The organism is Amycolatopsis sp. MEPSY49 (genome assembly GCF_051337345.1).
In the GTDB taxonomy this organism is placed as follows: Bacteria; Actinomycetota; Actinomycetes; order Mycobacteriales; family Pseudonocardiaceae; genus Amycolatopsis.
Map to the genome: position 1 here is coordinate 737,322 of NZ_JBDLYJ010000001.1, position 13,247 is coordinate 750,568.

At 71.2% G+C, this 13,247-nt stretch carries 13 protein-coding genes; 8 read left to right on the forward strand and 5 right to left on the reverse strand.

What is annotated here, in order from left to right; all coding sequences use genetic code 11:
• Window positions 1-6: 6 nt before the first annotated feature.
• Complete coding sequence (locus ABFJ78_RS03650; RefSeq protein WP_436384192.1) at window positions 7-663, forward strand: TrmH family RNA methyltransferase; 657 nt, start codon at window positions 7-9, stop codon at window positions 661-663.
• On the opposite strand, the gene ABFJ78_RS03655 is transcribed toward ABFJ78_RS03650, so the two are convergent.
• A complete protein-coding gene (locus ABFJ78_RS03655) occupies window positions 664-2,799 on the reverse strand; it encodes a molybdopterin-dependent oxidoreductase (RefSeq protein WP_436384194.1) in 2,136 nt (711 codons plus the stop codon).
• Window positions 2,800-2,850: 51 nt separating this feature from the next.
• Between ABFJ78_RS03655 and ABFJ78_RS03660 the strand changes: the two genes are divergently transcribed.
• Window positions 2,851-3,870, forward strand: a complete 1,020-nt coding sequence (locus tag ABFJ78_RS03660) for a glycoside hydrolase family 76 protein (RefSeq protein WP_436384195.1) — start codon at window positions 2,851-2,853, stop codon at window positions 3,868-3,870.
• Here ABFJ78_RS03660 and ABFJ78_RS03665 read toward each other — a convergent pair.
• The 4 genes from ABFJ78_RS03665 to ABFJ78_RS03680 all read right to left on the reverse strand — a co-directional run bounded on the left by ABFJ78_RS03665 (window position 3,835) and on the right by ABFJ78_RS03680 (window position 7,982).
• Window positions 3,835-4,356: a GNAT family N-acetyltransferase gene (locus ABFJ78_RS03665; protein WP_436384196.1), complete on the reverse strand. Its 522-nt coding sequence runs from the start codon at window positions 4,354-4,356 to the stop codon at window positions 3,835-3,837. The genes ABFJ78_RS03660 and ABFJ78_RS03665 overlap by 36 nt on opposite strands.
• 26 nt (window positions 4,357-4,382) lie before the next feature.
• A complete protein-coding gene (locus tag ABFJ78_RS03670; RefSeq protein ID WP_436384198.1) occupies window positions 4,383-5,885 on the reverse strand; it encodes a hypothetical protein in 1,503 nt (500 codons plus the stop codon).
• Window positions 5,886-6,008: 123 nt separating this feature from the next.
• Complete coding sequence (locus tag ABFJ78_RS03675; RefSeq protein WP_436384199.1) at window positions 6,009-6,875, reverse strand: LacI family DNA-binding transcriptional regulator; 867 nt, start codon at window positions 6,873-6,875, stop codon at window positions 6,009-6,011.
• A gap of 69 nt (window positions 6,876-6,944) precedes the next feature.
• Window positions 6,945-7,982, reverse strand: coding sequence for a LacI family DNA-binding transcriptional regulator (locus ABFJ78_RS03680; protein WP_436384201.1), 1,038 nt, complete (start codon window positions 7,980-7,982; stop codon window positions 6,945-6,947).
• 107 nt (window positions 7,983-8,089) lie between these two features.
• On the opposite strand from ABFJ78_RS03680, the gene ABFJ78_RS03685 reads away from it, so the two are divergent.
• Genes ABFJ78_RS03685 through ABFJ78_RS03710 form a run of 6 tightly spaced genes read left to right on the forward strand, consistent with a single transcriptional unit; the run spans window position 8,090 to window position 13,115 of the window.
• A complete protein-coding gene (locus ABFJ78_RS03685; protein WP_436384203.1) occupies window positions 8,090-9,106 on the forward strand; it encodes a substrate-binding domain-containing protein in 1,017 nt (338 codons plus the stop codon).
• Entirely contained in the window at window positions 9,103-10,092 is a 990-nt protein-coding gene (locus ABFJ78_RS03690; protein ID WP_436384204.1) for an ABC transporter permease, read from the forward strand. The genes ABFJ78_RS03685 and ABFJ78_RS03690 overlap by 4 nt, the downstream gene beginning before the upstream one ends.
• Window positions 10,089-10,898 (forward strand): ATP-binding cassette domain-containing protein, encoded by an 810-nt coding sequence (locus ABFJ78_RS03695; protein ID WP_436384205.1) that lies wholly within the window; start codon window positions 10,089-10,091, stop codon window positions 10,896-10,898. Before ABFJ78_RS03690 ends, ABFJ78_RS03695 begins: the two co-directional genes overlap by 4 nt.
• Before the next feature lie 2 nt (window positions 10,899-10,900).
• A complete protein-coding gene (locus tag ABFJ78_RS03700; RefSeq protein ID WP_436385374.1) occupies window positions 10,901-11,746 on the forward strand; it encodes a PfkB family carbohydrate kinase in 846 nt (281 codons plus the stop codon).
• On the forward strand, window positions 11,743-12,378 hold the full coding sequence (locus tag ABFJ78_RS03705) for a nucleoside/nucleotide kinase family protein (RefSeq protein WP_086862402.1): 636 nt from the start codon (window positions 11,743-11,745) through the stop codon (window positions 12,376-12,378). Before ABFJ78_RS03700 ends, ABFJ78_RS03705 begins: the two co-directional genes overlap by 4 nt.
• The gene (locus ABFJ78_RS03710; protein ID WP_436384207.1) at window positions 12,375-13,115 is read left to right on the forward strand and encodes an SDR family oxidoreductase; all 741 of its coding nucleotides are present in this window, start codon (window positions 12,375-12,377) and stop codon (window positions 13,113-13,115) included. Before ABFJ78_RS03705 ends, ABFJ78_RS03710 begins: the two co-directional genes overlap by 4 nt.
• The last annotated feature ends 132 nt before the right edge of the window (window positions 13,116-13,247 follow it).

The following is a 13,247-nucleotide window of genomic DNA, read 5'->3' on the forward strand; positions in this document are numbered from 1 at the left end:
CGGGAGGTGAGTACCTCCCCGGACGTCGGACCCACCGAGTGGGTGAGCCGCGAAGAGGTCGGCGTCGGCCCGTGGCCGGGCGAGTGGCCGTCGGACGAGCGGTACGACCCGGACCTGCTGCGCGACGGCGACCGCCGCAACGTCGTCGACGCCTACCGCTACTGGCGCCGCGAGGCGATCGTGTCCGATGTGGACCGCCGGCGGCACCCGTTCCACGTCGCGATCGAGAACTTCCAGCACGACCACAACATCGGCACGGTGGTCCGCACGGCGAACGCCTTCGCGGCGGCGGAGGTGCACATCGTCGGCCGCCGCCGCTGGAACCGCCGCGGCGCGATGGTGACCGACCGCTACCAGCACCTCCGCCACCACGACGACGTCTCCGGGCTGGTGTCGTTCGCCGCGGAAAACGGCCTCGCCCTGATCGCGGTCGACAACACGCCGGGGTCCGAGCCGGTCGAGACGGCGTCGCTGCCGCGGTCGTGCGTGCTGGTGTTCGGCCAGGAGGGGCCGGGGTTGTCCGAGGCCACGCGGGAAGCGGCGGCCCTGACGGTGTCGATCGCCCAGTTCGGGACGACCCGGTCGATCAACGCGGGCGTCGCGGCGGGGATCGTCATGCACGCCTGGGTCCGGCAGCACGCCGACCTGTCGACGGCCTGGTAGCTACGCCGGCGCGACCTCGACCGGGATGCCGTTCAGCACCGAGGTCCCCGACGGCACGTCGAGCAGCGTCTCGTCCGCGACCAGGTTCGAGTTGACGCCGGGGTTCGCGCTCGCGACGCGGGTCCGCGCGCCGTCGACGTCGTGGCCCCAGCCGTGCGGGATGCTGACCACGCCCGGCCGGACCTCGTCCGTCACCTCCACCGGCACCTCCAGCTTGCCGGCGCGCGAGGTCACCGACGCCAGCGCGCCGTCGGTGAGACCCAGGCGCGTCGCGTCGGCCGGGTGGACCAGGACCGTGCAGCGGTTGCCGCCGCGGACCAGCGGCGCGAGGTTGTGCATCCACGAGTTGTTCGAGCTCAGGTGGCGCCGGCCGATCAGCACCAGACCTTCGTCGGCCGGCTTCGACAGCTCGGCACGCAGCCGCGGAACATCGGCGACGACGTCCGGTGGCGCCAGCTCGATCCGGCCGGACGCGGTGCACAGCACCTCGGGAATCCGCGGCCGCAGCGGCCCGAAGTCCATCCCGTGCGGCGCGGCTTCGAGGTCGGCGAGCGTGACGTCGTACGGCCCGGCGCGCAGCAGCAGGTCGACCAGCCGCGCGGGCCCGGTGCGGTCGTGGGTCACCTCGAGCTTGTTCCGGCGCGCAGTTTCGGCGGCGACGAAGTCGTCCAGCGCCGCGACGTCCGCTTCGGGCCCCTGACCGGTGACGATGCCGGTGAGCCGCAGCATCGTTTCCCATTCCTGCGGCAGCTCCGACGGCAGCGTCGCCGGCGTCCAGTTCGCGACGTTGCGCACCGAGAGCTGGTAGAACGCCAGGTCGAAGTGCGGCCGCTCGAGCGGTGACGGGCCGGGCAGGATGACGTCGGCCCGGCGGGACGTCTCGTTGAGGTAGACGTCGACGGAGATCATGAAGTCGAGGTTCTTCAGGGCTTCGCTCAGCCGCCCGGCGTTCGGCGTGCTCAGGCACGGGTTGCCGCTGACCGTGATCAGCGCGCGAACCTGGCCCTCGCCCGGCGTTTCGATCTCGTCGGCGAGCGTCGCGACCGGCAGTTCGCCGACGACCTCGGGGTAGCCGCGCACGCGGCTGCGCCAGCGCCCGACCGCGAACGGCCGCCGGTTGCCGGTCGGCTGGCACGCGGCCAGCGGGAACATCGCGCCGCCGGGCGCGTCGAGGTTGCCGGTGAGCACGTTGAGGACGTCGACGAGCCAGCTCGCGACCGTGCCGAACGTCTGCGTGGTGGTGCCGATCCGGCCGTAGACGACGGCGTTCTCGGTGGCCAGCTCGAGCGCCATCCGGCGGATCTCGGCGGCGTCGATGCCGGTGCGCGGGGCGACGGCTTCGGGCGTGAACGGCCGGGCCAGCTCGCGGACGTCGTCGAGGCCGTGGAGGTGCTCCGCCAGCCGCCCGGGTGCGACGCGGTTCTCCGCGAACAGGACGTTGACCAGCGCGAACAGCAGCAGCGCGTCGGTGCCGGGCCGGATGGCGTGGTGCTCGTCGGCGAACGCGGCAGTGCGCGTGCGCCGCGGGTCGACGACGACGATCTTGCCGCCGCGCTCGCGGATCCCGCGCAGCCGGCCGCGGATGTCCGGCGCGGTCATCAGGCTGCCGTTGGAGACGAGCGGGTTGGCGCCGAGGATCAGCAGGTGGCGCGTGCGGTCGAGGTCGGGCACGGGGATGGCGAGCGGGTCGCCGAACATGGTGCCGGCCGAGAAGTGCTTCGGCATCTGGTCGACCGAGGTCGCGCTGTAGAAGTTCTTGGTGCCCAAGGCTTTGTAGAGCACGCGGCCGTAGAGCGTCAGCGCGATGTTGTGCACGCCGGGGTTGCCCGCGTACACGGCGACGGCGTCCCGGCCGTGCTCCTCGAGGATCGGCGGGAGGCGGCGGTCGATCTCGTCGTAGGCCTCCTGCCAGCTGACCTCGACGAACTCGCCGTCGCGCTTGAGCAGCGGCGCGGTCAGCCGGTCGGGGTCGTGGTGGAGCGCCCCGAGCGACGCGCCCTTCGGGCAGATGTAGCCCTTCGAGAAGACGTCGTTCTGGTCGCCCGTGACGCGGGTGACCTGCTGGTTCGCGTCGAGCGTCACGTCGAGGCCGCAGGTGGCTTCGCAGAGCGGGCAGGTCACGTGGGCCGTCGTCATGACAGCCCAACATACCGAGCGGTATGTCGATGGGCAAGGCACGATTGCGACATGGACGTCTCGGCTGCCGAACGCGCAGTGACTTCGCGGCACCTGCGCCGGGTGTGGGGCCTGCCCGGCACGGTCCTCGGGCGCAGCGGCTGGCCGCCGTCGCCCGGCCAGCGGCTGCACTGGCACTGGAACTACTGGTGGCAGGCGCACCTGCTGGACACGCTGGTCGACGCCCAGCTGCGGGCCGGTACGCCCGCGCGCTTGGCGTTGATCCGGTCGTTCGTGCGTTCGGTGCGGCTGCGCAACTTCGGCCGCTGGACCAACGACTACTACGACGACATCGCGTGGCTCGGCCTTGCGCTGCAACGGGTTTCGTCACTGGGTATCGACACCGGACCGGCGGTGGCGGCGATCGACACGCAGCTGCTGTCGGGCTGGACGTCCGCGGCGGGCGGCGGCATCTGGTGGCGCCGCGGCGACGACTTCAAGAACGCCCCGGCCAACGGCCCGGCGGCGATCTTCCACGCGCGGTCGGGGAATCTCTCCCGCGCTCGTGAGATGGCGGACTGGCTGACGTCCACTCTGGTCGATCCCGCGACGGGTCTCGTCTGGGACGGCATTCGCGCGGACACCGGCGAACTGGTGAAGCACATTTACACGTACTGCCAAGGGGTCTACCTGGGCGCGTGCCTCGCATTGTCCTCAATGGACAATGCGGCGCGGACCGTCCGGGCGGTCGCGGAACACTGCGCGCCGGGCGGGGTGATCCGCGGCCAGGGCGGCGGCGACGGCGGTTTGTTCGGCGCGATCCTGGCGCGGTACCTGGCGTTGGCGGCGCGGTCGTTGCCCGGCCCGGAGGCGGCCACGGCCCGCGAGCTGGTGCTGAAGTCGGCGGAGGCGTGCTGGTCGGGAGCTGCCGAAGGGCCGGTGTTCAGCGCGTACTGGGACCGCCCGGTGCCCTGGCCGGTGCCGGCGGACGCCCCGGAACGCGACATGTCGGTGCAAGTGGGCGGCTGGATGCTCCTGGAGGCCGCGGCGACGCTGTCACCAGACGTCGCCGGCCCGCCAGTCGGCGGTTAGCTCCCCGTCGAGGTCGAGCGGGACCCGGCCGGGGAAGACGTAGACGCCGCCGTCGTCGTCCTCGGTGCGCTGGACCCCGGACGGTGTCAACGCGAACGTGGGCCCGCGCCACAGCTGCCAGCCGCGTCCCGCGTACAGCGGTGCCCCGGCCCTGGTCGCGCTCAGCGCGCCCACCTCGTACCCGGGCAGCAGCTCCTCCATCGCCGCCATCAACGCGCTCGCGACGCCGCGCCGCCGGTGGTCCGGGTGCACCGCGACGCCCTCGACGTAGCCGGTGTTCAGCACGCGGTCGCCGTGCAGCAGGCGGCGTTGCACGAGCGAGGCGTGACCGATCAGCTCGTCGCCGTCGAAGGCGAGGGCGTGCAGGCCGCCGAGGGTGTTTTCCCAGCCCGGTGGATCGAAGTCCGCGAACGCGCCTTCGAGCAGGGCCCGGACGGCGAGCAGGTCGGCGGCCGGCAGCTGGGCGGTGTGCGCGAGTCTGACCACCTCGCCATTCTCCCGCTACCGGCGCGTCAGTTCTGGACGCCTTCCTTGCGCGGGTCGAGGTCGATCTTGGCGCGTTTGTCGTCCTCTCCGGCTTCGTGCCAATCGGCGACAGCGGCCTTGAGCCGGGCTTTCTGCTCCGCGTCGCTCGCCGCGTACTTCTCCGCGGCCTTCTTGATGCGATCGGCCGCCATGAGGTACCGCGCAGTGGTGTTCTGGAAGAACGACTCGATGTCTTCCCGCAACGCGATCAACGCCGTGTCCGCCGCGGTGGCCACGGCGCCGCGGCCCACCAGCTGGCCGTCGGCGTAGGAAGCCGCGGCGACCTTGGTCAGCACGTCGCGGGAGTAGATGTCGGCGGCGTCGACGCAGTGCTGGGCGATCTCCATGACCACGACGACATCGACGGCGAACCGGCCGGACGCGGACGGGTCGCTGTCGTCGCCGTCGGGACTGCTCTTCGTGAAGTCGTAGAGCTCCAGCACCGTGCGGTCGGCCCCGGCGATCCGCTGCTGGATGCCCGTGATGGCCTTCTGGTAGTCGGCTTCGGCCGCGGTCAGGTCCGCGTGGAGGGCGCGGACGGCGGCGTCGAGGTGGGTGAAGAAGCTGCTCAGCTGCGGGAACTTCAGCGCTTCGTTCGGCTTCCCCTCGCGGAGGCTGAGCGCGAAGTCGATCAGGCTCAGCGCCGTGCCGATGCTGCCCGGCGCCTCTTCGCCCAACGCCGTGGCGACCGTCGAGACGATTCCCCACGCCTGGCTCGCGGCGTTCACCGCCACCCTTTCCCGCGGGGTGTTTGCCGACGGCTGCGCGGCCTCGAAAAGGTCGCGGGTGGCCTGGGCGATGAGCTGGAGGGTGTTGTTCCGGGTGGCGTGGATCGTCGTGGCCCGCAAGGAGTAGCAATTGGCCAGCCACCGCACGAGCACACTCTGGTTCTTCAGCGTCGGGCCGACCGTCGAAAGGAAGCCGCCTTTGAGGCTGTTCGCCGCGAGCCCGGTCCACCCGGCCAGCCACGCCCGGTTGTTGTTGCCGTCGTCCCGGACGGACAGCTTCTCGACCATGCCGGGCAGGGTGTAGGCGCCGATCGAGCCCTCCGGGCGCAGGGTCCCGTCGGCGTTCAGGAGGCTTTTCTGCGCGTCCTCGAGGGACGACAGTTCCGGCCCGCCCGCGAGATCCGGGATCGCGGCCGCGAGCTGTTCCCGCTTGGCCCACGCCCAGTCCCCGACCTGGGAAAAGACGTCGGCCGCGCGGCATTCGACGTACTTCGCGTCGGGCACGCTCCACCCGTCGCACGCGGCGGACGGCCGGTTGGCCGGGGTGCTGTCGTCGACCGCCCACGCGACGATCGGGCAGGTCGTCAGGTGGCCCCGGGACTCGACCGGAACCTGCCACCGGGCGGGCTCCGGCGCGGCGTCGATCTGGCTCGTGCCGCCGCGCAGGGTCAGGCCGGCGTCCCTGATCCAGCGGCGTTCCAGCGCCTGCCAATAGTCGTTGAGCGCCGCCGAGAGGGAAGCCGAGTAAACGCTTCCGCTCATGTACTGACCGCTCATTCGCCACTTCTCCGATTCGTCCGCTGTCGAGCGCGCCGAGAGTAGCAACGAAGTGACGTATTTAGGCCAATTGTCACTCCATGGCGTCCGGAAGTGGCCAGTGTCCGGTCAGCAGCCGCAGGAGGCGCCGTGCAGGAACCGCGGGGTCAGCGACACCGATTCCGGTGGCCGGTCCGGGTCCGCCATGCGGGACAGCAGCAGCTGCACCGCCCGGCGCCCGAGGTCCGCGACCGGCTGGGCCAGCGTCGTCACCGCCGGGCTCACCCGGCGGGCCCACTCCATGTCCCCGTACCCGACCACCGCCAGCTCCGAGCCGATGCGGATCCCGCGCCGGTGGGCTTCGTACTGGACCCCGACGAGCATCGACTCGTCCGCGACGACCAGTGCCGTCGGGGAGGGCCAGCCGTCCAGGAGCTTCGCCGTCGCGCGGGCCGCGCCGCCCGACGTCGACAGGCCGCACTCCACCAGCTCGCGGTTGAACCGCAATCCCGCCTGCTCCAGCCCCAGCCGGTAGCCGCGGACGCGCTCGCGGCTGATCTCCAGGCCTTCGTCGCCCGAGATGAACCCGATCTTCCGGTGCCGGCGCTCGGTCAGGTGGCGGACCAGCGACGCCACCGCGTGCACGTTCTCCGTACCGACCTGGTCGACGTCGTTGCGGGCCGCCACCCGGTCGACCAGCACCGTCGGGACGCCCATCCGGACCAGGCCGTTGATCACCGCTTCGGCACCCGCCGACGGCACCAGCAGCACGCCGTCCACGAGGTCCGCCCGCAGGGCGCGGACGACCGCCGCCTCGTCGCTGACCGTGTCGCCGGTGTCGGCGAGCGTGACGTCGCAGCCCGACTGGGCCGCGGCTGCTCTGATCGAGCGCAGCAGCTCACCCGAGTAGGGGTTCGCGTTCGTACCCATCGCGACGCCGATCCGGTAGGTGACCGGGGGGTCCCACAACCGGAGCTCCGGCGATAGTGCGGTCATAAGCCCTCGCAGACGCTCAGCCGAAACGTATCCGCTGAACGTCCACGCCGTGCCGGTAAAACTGCAGAATCACTGATGTGAGTGAACCGACGGGCAGCCGCAGGACTCACGATGACGCAGAGTGGGTGGCAGCCGGACCGTCTCGGCCTTGCGCGCCGGGTCGTTGATGCGGGCCAGCAGCAGCCGGACCGCCTGCCGGCCGATCTCCTCGATCGGCTGCGCCATCGTCGTCAGCGGCGGGTCGACCAGGTCCGCCCACTCGACGTCGTCGTAGACCACCACCGGCAGGTCGCGGCCGATGCGCAGCCCGCGCCGCCGGGCTTCGTGCAGCACCCCGACCATCATGCTGTCGTTCCCGACGACCAGCGCCGTCGGCGGCTCGGGCAGCGCCAGCAGCGTGCTCAACGCCAGCGACCCACCCTCGTGCGACGAGTTCCCGCAGGCCACGAGCTCGGACGACCACGTCAGCCCGGACCGGCCGAGCCCCAGCCGGTAGCCCAGTACGCGCTCCTCGCTCGTCGACAGCCCGGGCGCGCCGCTGATCATCCCGATCCGCCGGTGCCCGAGCGTCCCGAGGTGCGCGGTCAGCGCCGAGGTCGCCTGGATGTTCTCCGTGCCCACCTGGTCGACGTCGGTCCGGGTGGTCAGCCGGTCGATCAGCACCGTCGGCACGTCCAGCGACACGAGCTCGCCGATCACCGGGCCGTCGCCGGGCGCCGGGGTGATGAGCAGGCCGTCGACGCGACGGGAGCGCAGCGCCCGCACGGTGTCACGCTCCGTGTCCGCGGTGTCGTGCGTGTCGGCCAGCAGGACGGTGTACCCGTGCGCCGACGCCTCCCGCTCGATCGCCTGCATCAGCTTCGCGAAGTACGGGTTGGCCACCAGCGAGATCGCCATCCCGATCGACCGCGTCCCGCCGGTGACCAGCGACCGGGCGATCGCGTCGCCGGTGTAGCCGGTCGTCTCGATCGCCCGCAGGACGGCCGCCTTGGTGTCCTCGGCGACCGCCCGCGTCCCGTTGACGACGTGCGAGACGGTCGTGATCGAGACGCCGGCGAGCTCGGCGATGTCCCGCTGGGTCGGCCGCGATGATCTCGGCTGGGGCATGCCAATCCTTTCCGGCAAGCGTTTGCGCAAACGCTTGCGTCCACGGTGCAGTCTGTCTACCTTCCCGACCATCGGCAAGCTTCGACACGAACAAAGGGTGGGAACCCATGAGACAGCGAAGTCTCACCGCAGTCGTGCTGGCCGCCGTCCTCGCCGCGACGACCGGGTGCACGGTCGAACGCCACTGGGGCGGCAACACCAACACCGGCGGGAGCGGCAAGGCCAAGGTCGGCCTCGTCACGAAGACCGACACGAACCCCTACTTCGTCGAACTGCGCAACGCCGCGAGAGCGGCCGCGCAGGCCAACGGCGCCGACTTCAGCGCGCTCGCCGGCCAGTTCGACGGCGACAACGACGGCCAGGTCCGTGCCATCGAGAACCTGCGGCAGCAGGGCGCGAACACCATCCTCATCACGCCCAGCTCGTCGACCGGCGTGTTGAAGGCGATCAAGGACGCGCGTGACGCCGGTGTCCTGGTCATCGCCCTCGACACGGCGACCGAACCGGCCGACGCCGTCGACGCCACCTTCGCCACCGACAACTTCGCGGCGGGCGAGCAGCAGGGCGCGTACGTCAAGGCCGCGCTGGCCGGCACCCCGCCCAAGCTGCTGATGGTCGACGGGACCGCCGGCAGCTCGGTCGACACCCAGCGCCACGGCGGTTTCCTCAAGGGCATCGGGCTCACCGACTCCTCGCCGGAGATCAAGGGCCACACCGCGGCCAACGGCGACCAGAGCCTCGCCCAGCAGGGCATGGAGAACCTGCTGCAGCGCAGCACCGACATCAACGCCGTCTACTCGATGAACGAGCCGATGGGCCGCGGCGCGTACGCGGCGCTCAAGGCCCGCGGGCTGACCGGCCAGATCGTGATGGGCTCGATCGACGGCGGCTGCGAAGGCGTCCAGAACGTCAAGGACGGCCAGTTCGCCGCCACCGTCATGCAGTTCCCGAAGAAGATGGCCGAGCAAGGTGTGCTCGCCGCCGTCGAGTACGCCAAGACCGGCAAGAAGCCCTCCGGCTTCGTGAACACCGGGTCCGCCGTGATCACCGACAAGCCCCTGCCCGGCATCGAGAGCCACGACTCCGCCTGGGGCCTGCAGAACTGCTGGGGAGGCCAGAAATGACCACGGCGGTGGCAACCAAGGAACGTGAATCCCTCGGCGACTTCCTGCTCCGTGCCCCGGCGGTCGGCCCGGCGCTCGCGCTGGTCGTCGCGATCGTGGTGTTCTCGCTGGCCACGGACACGTTCTTCGACCTCGACAACCTGTCCACAGTGGTCCAGCAGTCGCTGGTCGTCGGCACACTCGCGTTAGGACAGACGCTCGTCATCCTCATCGCGGGCATCGACCTGTCCAACGCGTCGTCGATGGTCGTCGCGACGCTGATCATGGCGAAGCTGGCCGCGGCCGGCACGAACGGGTTCATCGCGCTGCTCGCCGGCGTCGTGCTGACGATCATCGTCGGCATCTTCATCGGCGGGCTCGCCACGCGGATCAAGCTGCCGGCGTTCATCATCACGCTCGGCACGTTCACCATGCTGACCGCGGTGTCGAAGCTGATCGCCGGCGGCCAGGCCGTCCCGGTGACCGACGGGCTGCTGCAGTGGCTCGGCACCAAGCGCTACCTCTTCGGCGGCATCCCGATCACCTACGGCATGACGCTGGCGCTGCTGATGTACCTCGGCGTCTGGTACGCGCTGACGAAAACCGCGTGGGGCAAGCACGTCTACGCCGTCGGCAACGCGCCGGAGTCCGCGCGGCTGTCCGGCATCAAGGTCAACCGCACGGTCCTGTCGGTGTACATCGTTGCGGGGCTGACGTTCGGCATCGCGGCCTGGCAGGCGCTCGGCCGGACGCCGAACGCCGACCCGAACCAGTTCCAGCTGGGCAACCTCGACTCGATCACCGCTGTCGTCCTCGGCGGGACGAGCCTCTTCGGCGGCCGTGGCTCGGTGCTCGGCACGCTGATGGGCGCGCTGGTCGTGGCGGTGCTGCGGTCGGGGCTGACGCAGATGAACGTCGACGGCAACTACCAGGACCTCGCCACCGGCGCCCTGCTCATCGCCGCCGTCGTGGTGGACCGGATCGCGAGGAGGCAGCAGCAGTCATGAGTGAACCCATCCTCCAGGCTCGCGGACTGGTCAAGCGCTACGGCCGGGTCACCGCCATCGACGGCGCCGACTTCGACCTCCTGCCCGGCGAAGTGCTCGCCGTGGTCGGCGACAACGGCGCCGGGAAGTCGTCGCTCATCAAAGCCCTGTCCGGCGCGGTGATCCCGGACGAGGGCGAGATCAAAGTGGACGGTCGCACTGTCCACTTCAAGTCCCCTTTGGACGCTCGCCACTACGGGATCGAGACGGTCTACCAGGACCTCGCCGTCGCGCCCGCGCTCGACATCGCGTCGAACATGTTCCTGGGCCGGGAGAAACGGCTGCGCGGGCCGCTCGGGTTGTTCCGCAAGCTCGACACCGCGACCATGCGGTCGGAGGCGCAGCGGATCCTCGACGAGCTGGGCATCAACATCAAGTCGATCAGCCAGCCCGTCGAGACGCTTTCCGGTGGTCAACGCCAAGGCGTCGCCGTGGCCCGCGCGGCCGCGTTCGGCACCAAGGCCGTGATCATGGACGAGCCCACCGCCGCCCTCGGCGTCGCCGAGTCCGGCAAGGTGCTCGACCTCATCGGCCGGATCCGCGACCGCGGCCTGCCGGTGGTGCTGATCAGCCACAACATGCCGCACGTCTTCGACATCGCCGACCGCATCCACGTGCACCGCCTCGGCAAGCGCGTCGCGGTCGTCTCGCCGAAGACGCACTCGATGAACCAGGTCGTCGGCCTGCTCACGGGCGCGTTGCGGCTCAACGAGAACGGCGAAGTGGAAGAAGCCGCCGCCGCGACCCACGTGGCCGGCTTGCAGTGAGAGTGCTGCTGGCGGGACTGTGCACCGTGGACGTCGTCCAGCGGGTCGACGAGCTCCCGGCGCCGGGCGAGAAGGTCCAGTCGCTGCGGGTGGACGTCGCGGCCGGGGGGCCCGCGACGAACGCCGCGGTGACGGCCGCCGCCCTCGGCGCCGAGGCGACCCTGCTGACCGTCCTCGGTGCGCACCCGCTGGCCGCGCTCGCCCACGCCGACCTCGAAGCGCACGGCGTCCGGCTGATCGACCTGGCGCCCTCCCTTTCGGACCCGCCCCCGGTCAGCGCGGTGGCAGTCCGCGACCACGACGGCGAACGCACCGTCATCTCCCGCAACGCCCAAGACCGCACTTTCATAGGGAAAGTGCCGTTTTTTGGGGCTCCTGAGGTGAGTGGGGCTGATGTGATTTTGCTTGACGGGCATTATCCGGAACTGGCGCTGGCGGTCGCGAGGGGAGCTGAAGCGCCGGTCGTGCTTGACGCCGGGAGCTGGAAGCCCGTGCTCGACGAGCTGCTGCCGCTGGTCGACGTCGCCGCCTGCTCCGCGCACTTCAGCGCGCCGGAGCCGGGGCTGCACGCGCGCGGCGTCCCGACCGTCATCACCACCGCGGGCGCCGGGCCGGTGCGGTGGTCCACTGCGGACGGCGGCTCGGGTGAGGTGCCTGTCGCGGACGTGGAAGCGCGGGACACACTAGGTGCGGGCGACGTCTGGCACGGCGCCTTCGCCGTCGCCGTGGCCCGCGAACCGACGGTGACGGACCGGATCCGCTTCGCCAACGAGGTGGCCGCCGAACGGGTGCGGCATGTGGGACCGCGGTCGTGGACGACCGCGATCGCAGGAAGGAACAGGACATGACGGCGTTCGACGACTTGCTGGCCAGGGCCGAGGGCCTGACCGTGCGCGGGCAGCGCAACGTGCTGGGCATCATCGGCGCGCCCGCGTCCGGCAAGACCACGCTCGCGTGGGCGCTGGCCAACGCGCTCGGCTCGCGCGCCGCGGTGGTCGGCATGGACGGCTTCCACCTCGCGCAGGTCGAGCTGCGCCGGCTGGAGCGCACCGAGCGCAAGGGCGCGCCCGACACGTTCGACGCGGCCGGCTACTTCCACATGATCAAGCGGCTCGCCGAAGGCCGCGAGACGGTCTACGCGCCGGAGTTCCGCCGCGAGATCGAGGAGCCGATCGCCGGCGCGGTGGCCGTGCCGCCGGAGGTCCAGCTGGTGATCACGGAGGGCAACTACCTGCTGCTGCCGGACGACCCGTGGAGCGGCATCCGGCCGCTGCTGACCGAGGCGTGGTTCCTCGCGCCGGACGAGCCCGAGCGGATCGAACGGCTGGTGTCCCGCCACCGCCGCTACGGCCGGTCCCTGGTCGAGGCCCGCCGGCGCGCGCTGGGTTCGGACCAGCGCAACGCGGACCTGATCTCGCAGACTCGTGACCGCGCGGACCTGGTGCTGGAGAACCTGCCGCTGGCGAACTTCGCGATTTGACCCTCATCGTCACGGGTGGCAGCCGCGGGATCGGCGCGGCCATCTGCACGCTGGCGGCTTCGCGCGGCTACGACGTCGTCGTGAACTACTCCGGCGACCCCGGACCCGCTGAGGAAGTTGCCGACGAGGTGCGTTCCTCCGGCCGTCAGGCGCTGGCGGTGCGCGCGGACGTCTCGGTGGAGGACGACGTCCGCGCGCTGTTCGACGCGGCCGCGGAGCTGGGCCCGGTGACCGCGCTGGTCAACAACGCGGCGATCGTCGGCAACACCCCCGGGCGGCTCGACTCGTACGACGTCGAGGTCGTCCGGCGCACGCTCGACGTCAACGTGACCGGGGTGTTCCTGTGCTGCCGCGAGGCGGTCCGCCGCATGTCGACCCGCTACGGCGGCGAGGGCGGCGCGATCGTGAACATCTCCTCGACGGCCGCGCGCACGGGCTCGGCCGGCGAGTGGGTGCACTACGCGGCGTCGAAGGCCGCCGTCGACACGCTGACGTTCGGGCTGGCCCAGGAGGTCGGCGGCGAAGGTGTGCGGGTCAACTCGGTCCGGCCGGGCATGATCCGGACCGGCCTGCACGACGCCGCCGGGCTGCCGGACCGGCTCGATCGCCTCGCGCCCCAGATCCCGCTCGGCCGTCCTGGCGAGCCGGGCGAAATCGCGGAAGCGGTCCTGTTCCTGCTGTCGCCCGCCTCGACGTTCACGACCGGCGCGGTCCTGGAGGTCGGTGGCGGCCGGTGACCGATCAGGCACGCTCTGATAATTCGGAATGACCTTCGGTCACCGGTGTCCGCCTGCTGAGACGCCCGGAGACGGCGAGATCACGATCGGACGCGGACTTGGTCACCTCGGTTTCGGCCGCCGGGCGCTGTG

What these genes read in the sequence shown, in the direction of transcription:
- ABFJ78_RS03705 (WP_086862402.1), top strand. Translation starts at nt 11,743, where the DNA reads ATGACGGCGTTCGACGACTTGCTGGCCAGGGCCGAGGGCCTGACCGTG.
- ABFJ78_RS03660 (WP_436384195.1), top strand. Translation starts at nt 2,851, where the DNA reads ATGGACGTCTCGGCTGCCGAACGCGCAGTGACTTCGCGGCACCTGCGC.
- ABFJ78_RS03670 (WP_436384198.1), bottom strand. Translation starts at nt 5,885, where the DNA reads ATGAGCGGAAGCGTTTACTCGGCTTCCCTCTCGGCGGCGCTCAACGAC.
- ABFJ78_RS03655 (WP_436384194.1), bottom strand. Translation starts at nt 2,799, where the DNA reads ATGACGACGGCCCACGTGACCTGCCCGCTCTGCGAAGCCACCTGCGGC.
- ABFJ78_RS03690 (WP_436384204.1), top strand. Translation starts at nt 9,103, where the DNA reads ATGACCACGGCGGTGGCAACCAAGGAACGTGAATCCCTCGGCGACTTC.
- ABFJ78_RS03695 (WP_436384205.1), top strand. Translation starts at nt 10,089, where the DNA reads ATGAGTGAACCCATCCTCCAGGCTCGCGGACTGGTCAAGCGCTACGGC.
- ABFJ78_RS03675 (WP_436384199.1), bottom strand. Translation starts at nt 6,875, where the DNA reads ATGACCGCACTATCGCCGGAGCTCCGGTTGTGGGACCCCCCGGTCACC.
- ABFJ78_RS03685 (WP_436384203.1), top strand. Translation starts at nt 8,090, where the DNA reads ATGAGACAGCGAAGTCTCACCGCAGTCGTGCTGGCCGCCGTCCTCGCC.
- ABFJ78_RS03680 (WP_436384201.1), bottom strand. Translation starts at nt 7,982, where the DNA reads ATGCCCCAGCCGAGATCATCGCGGCCGACCCAGCGGGACATCGCCGAG.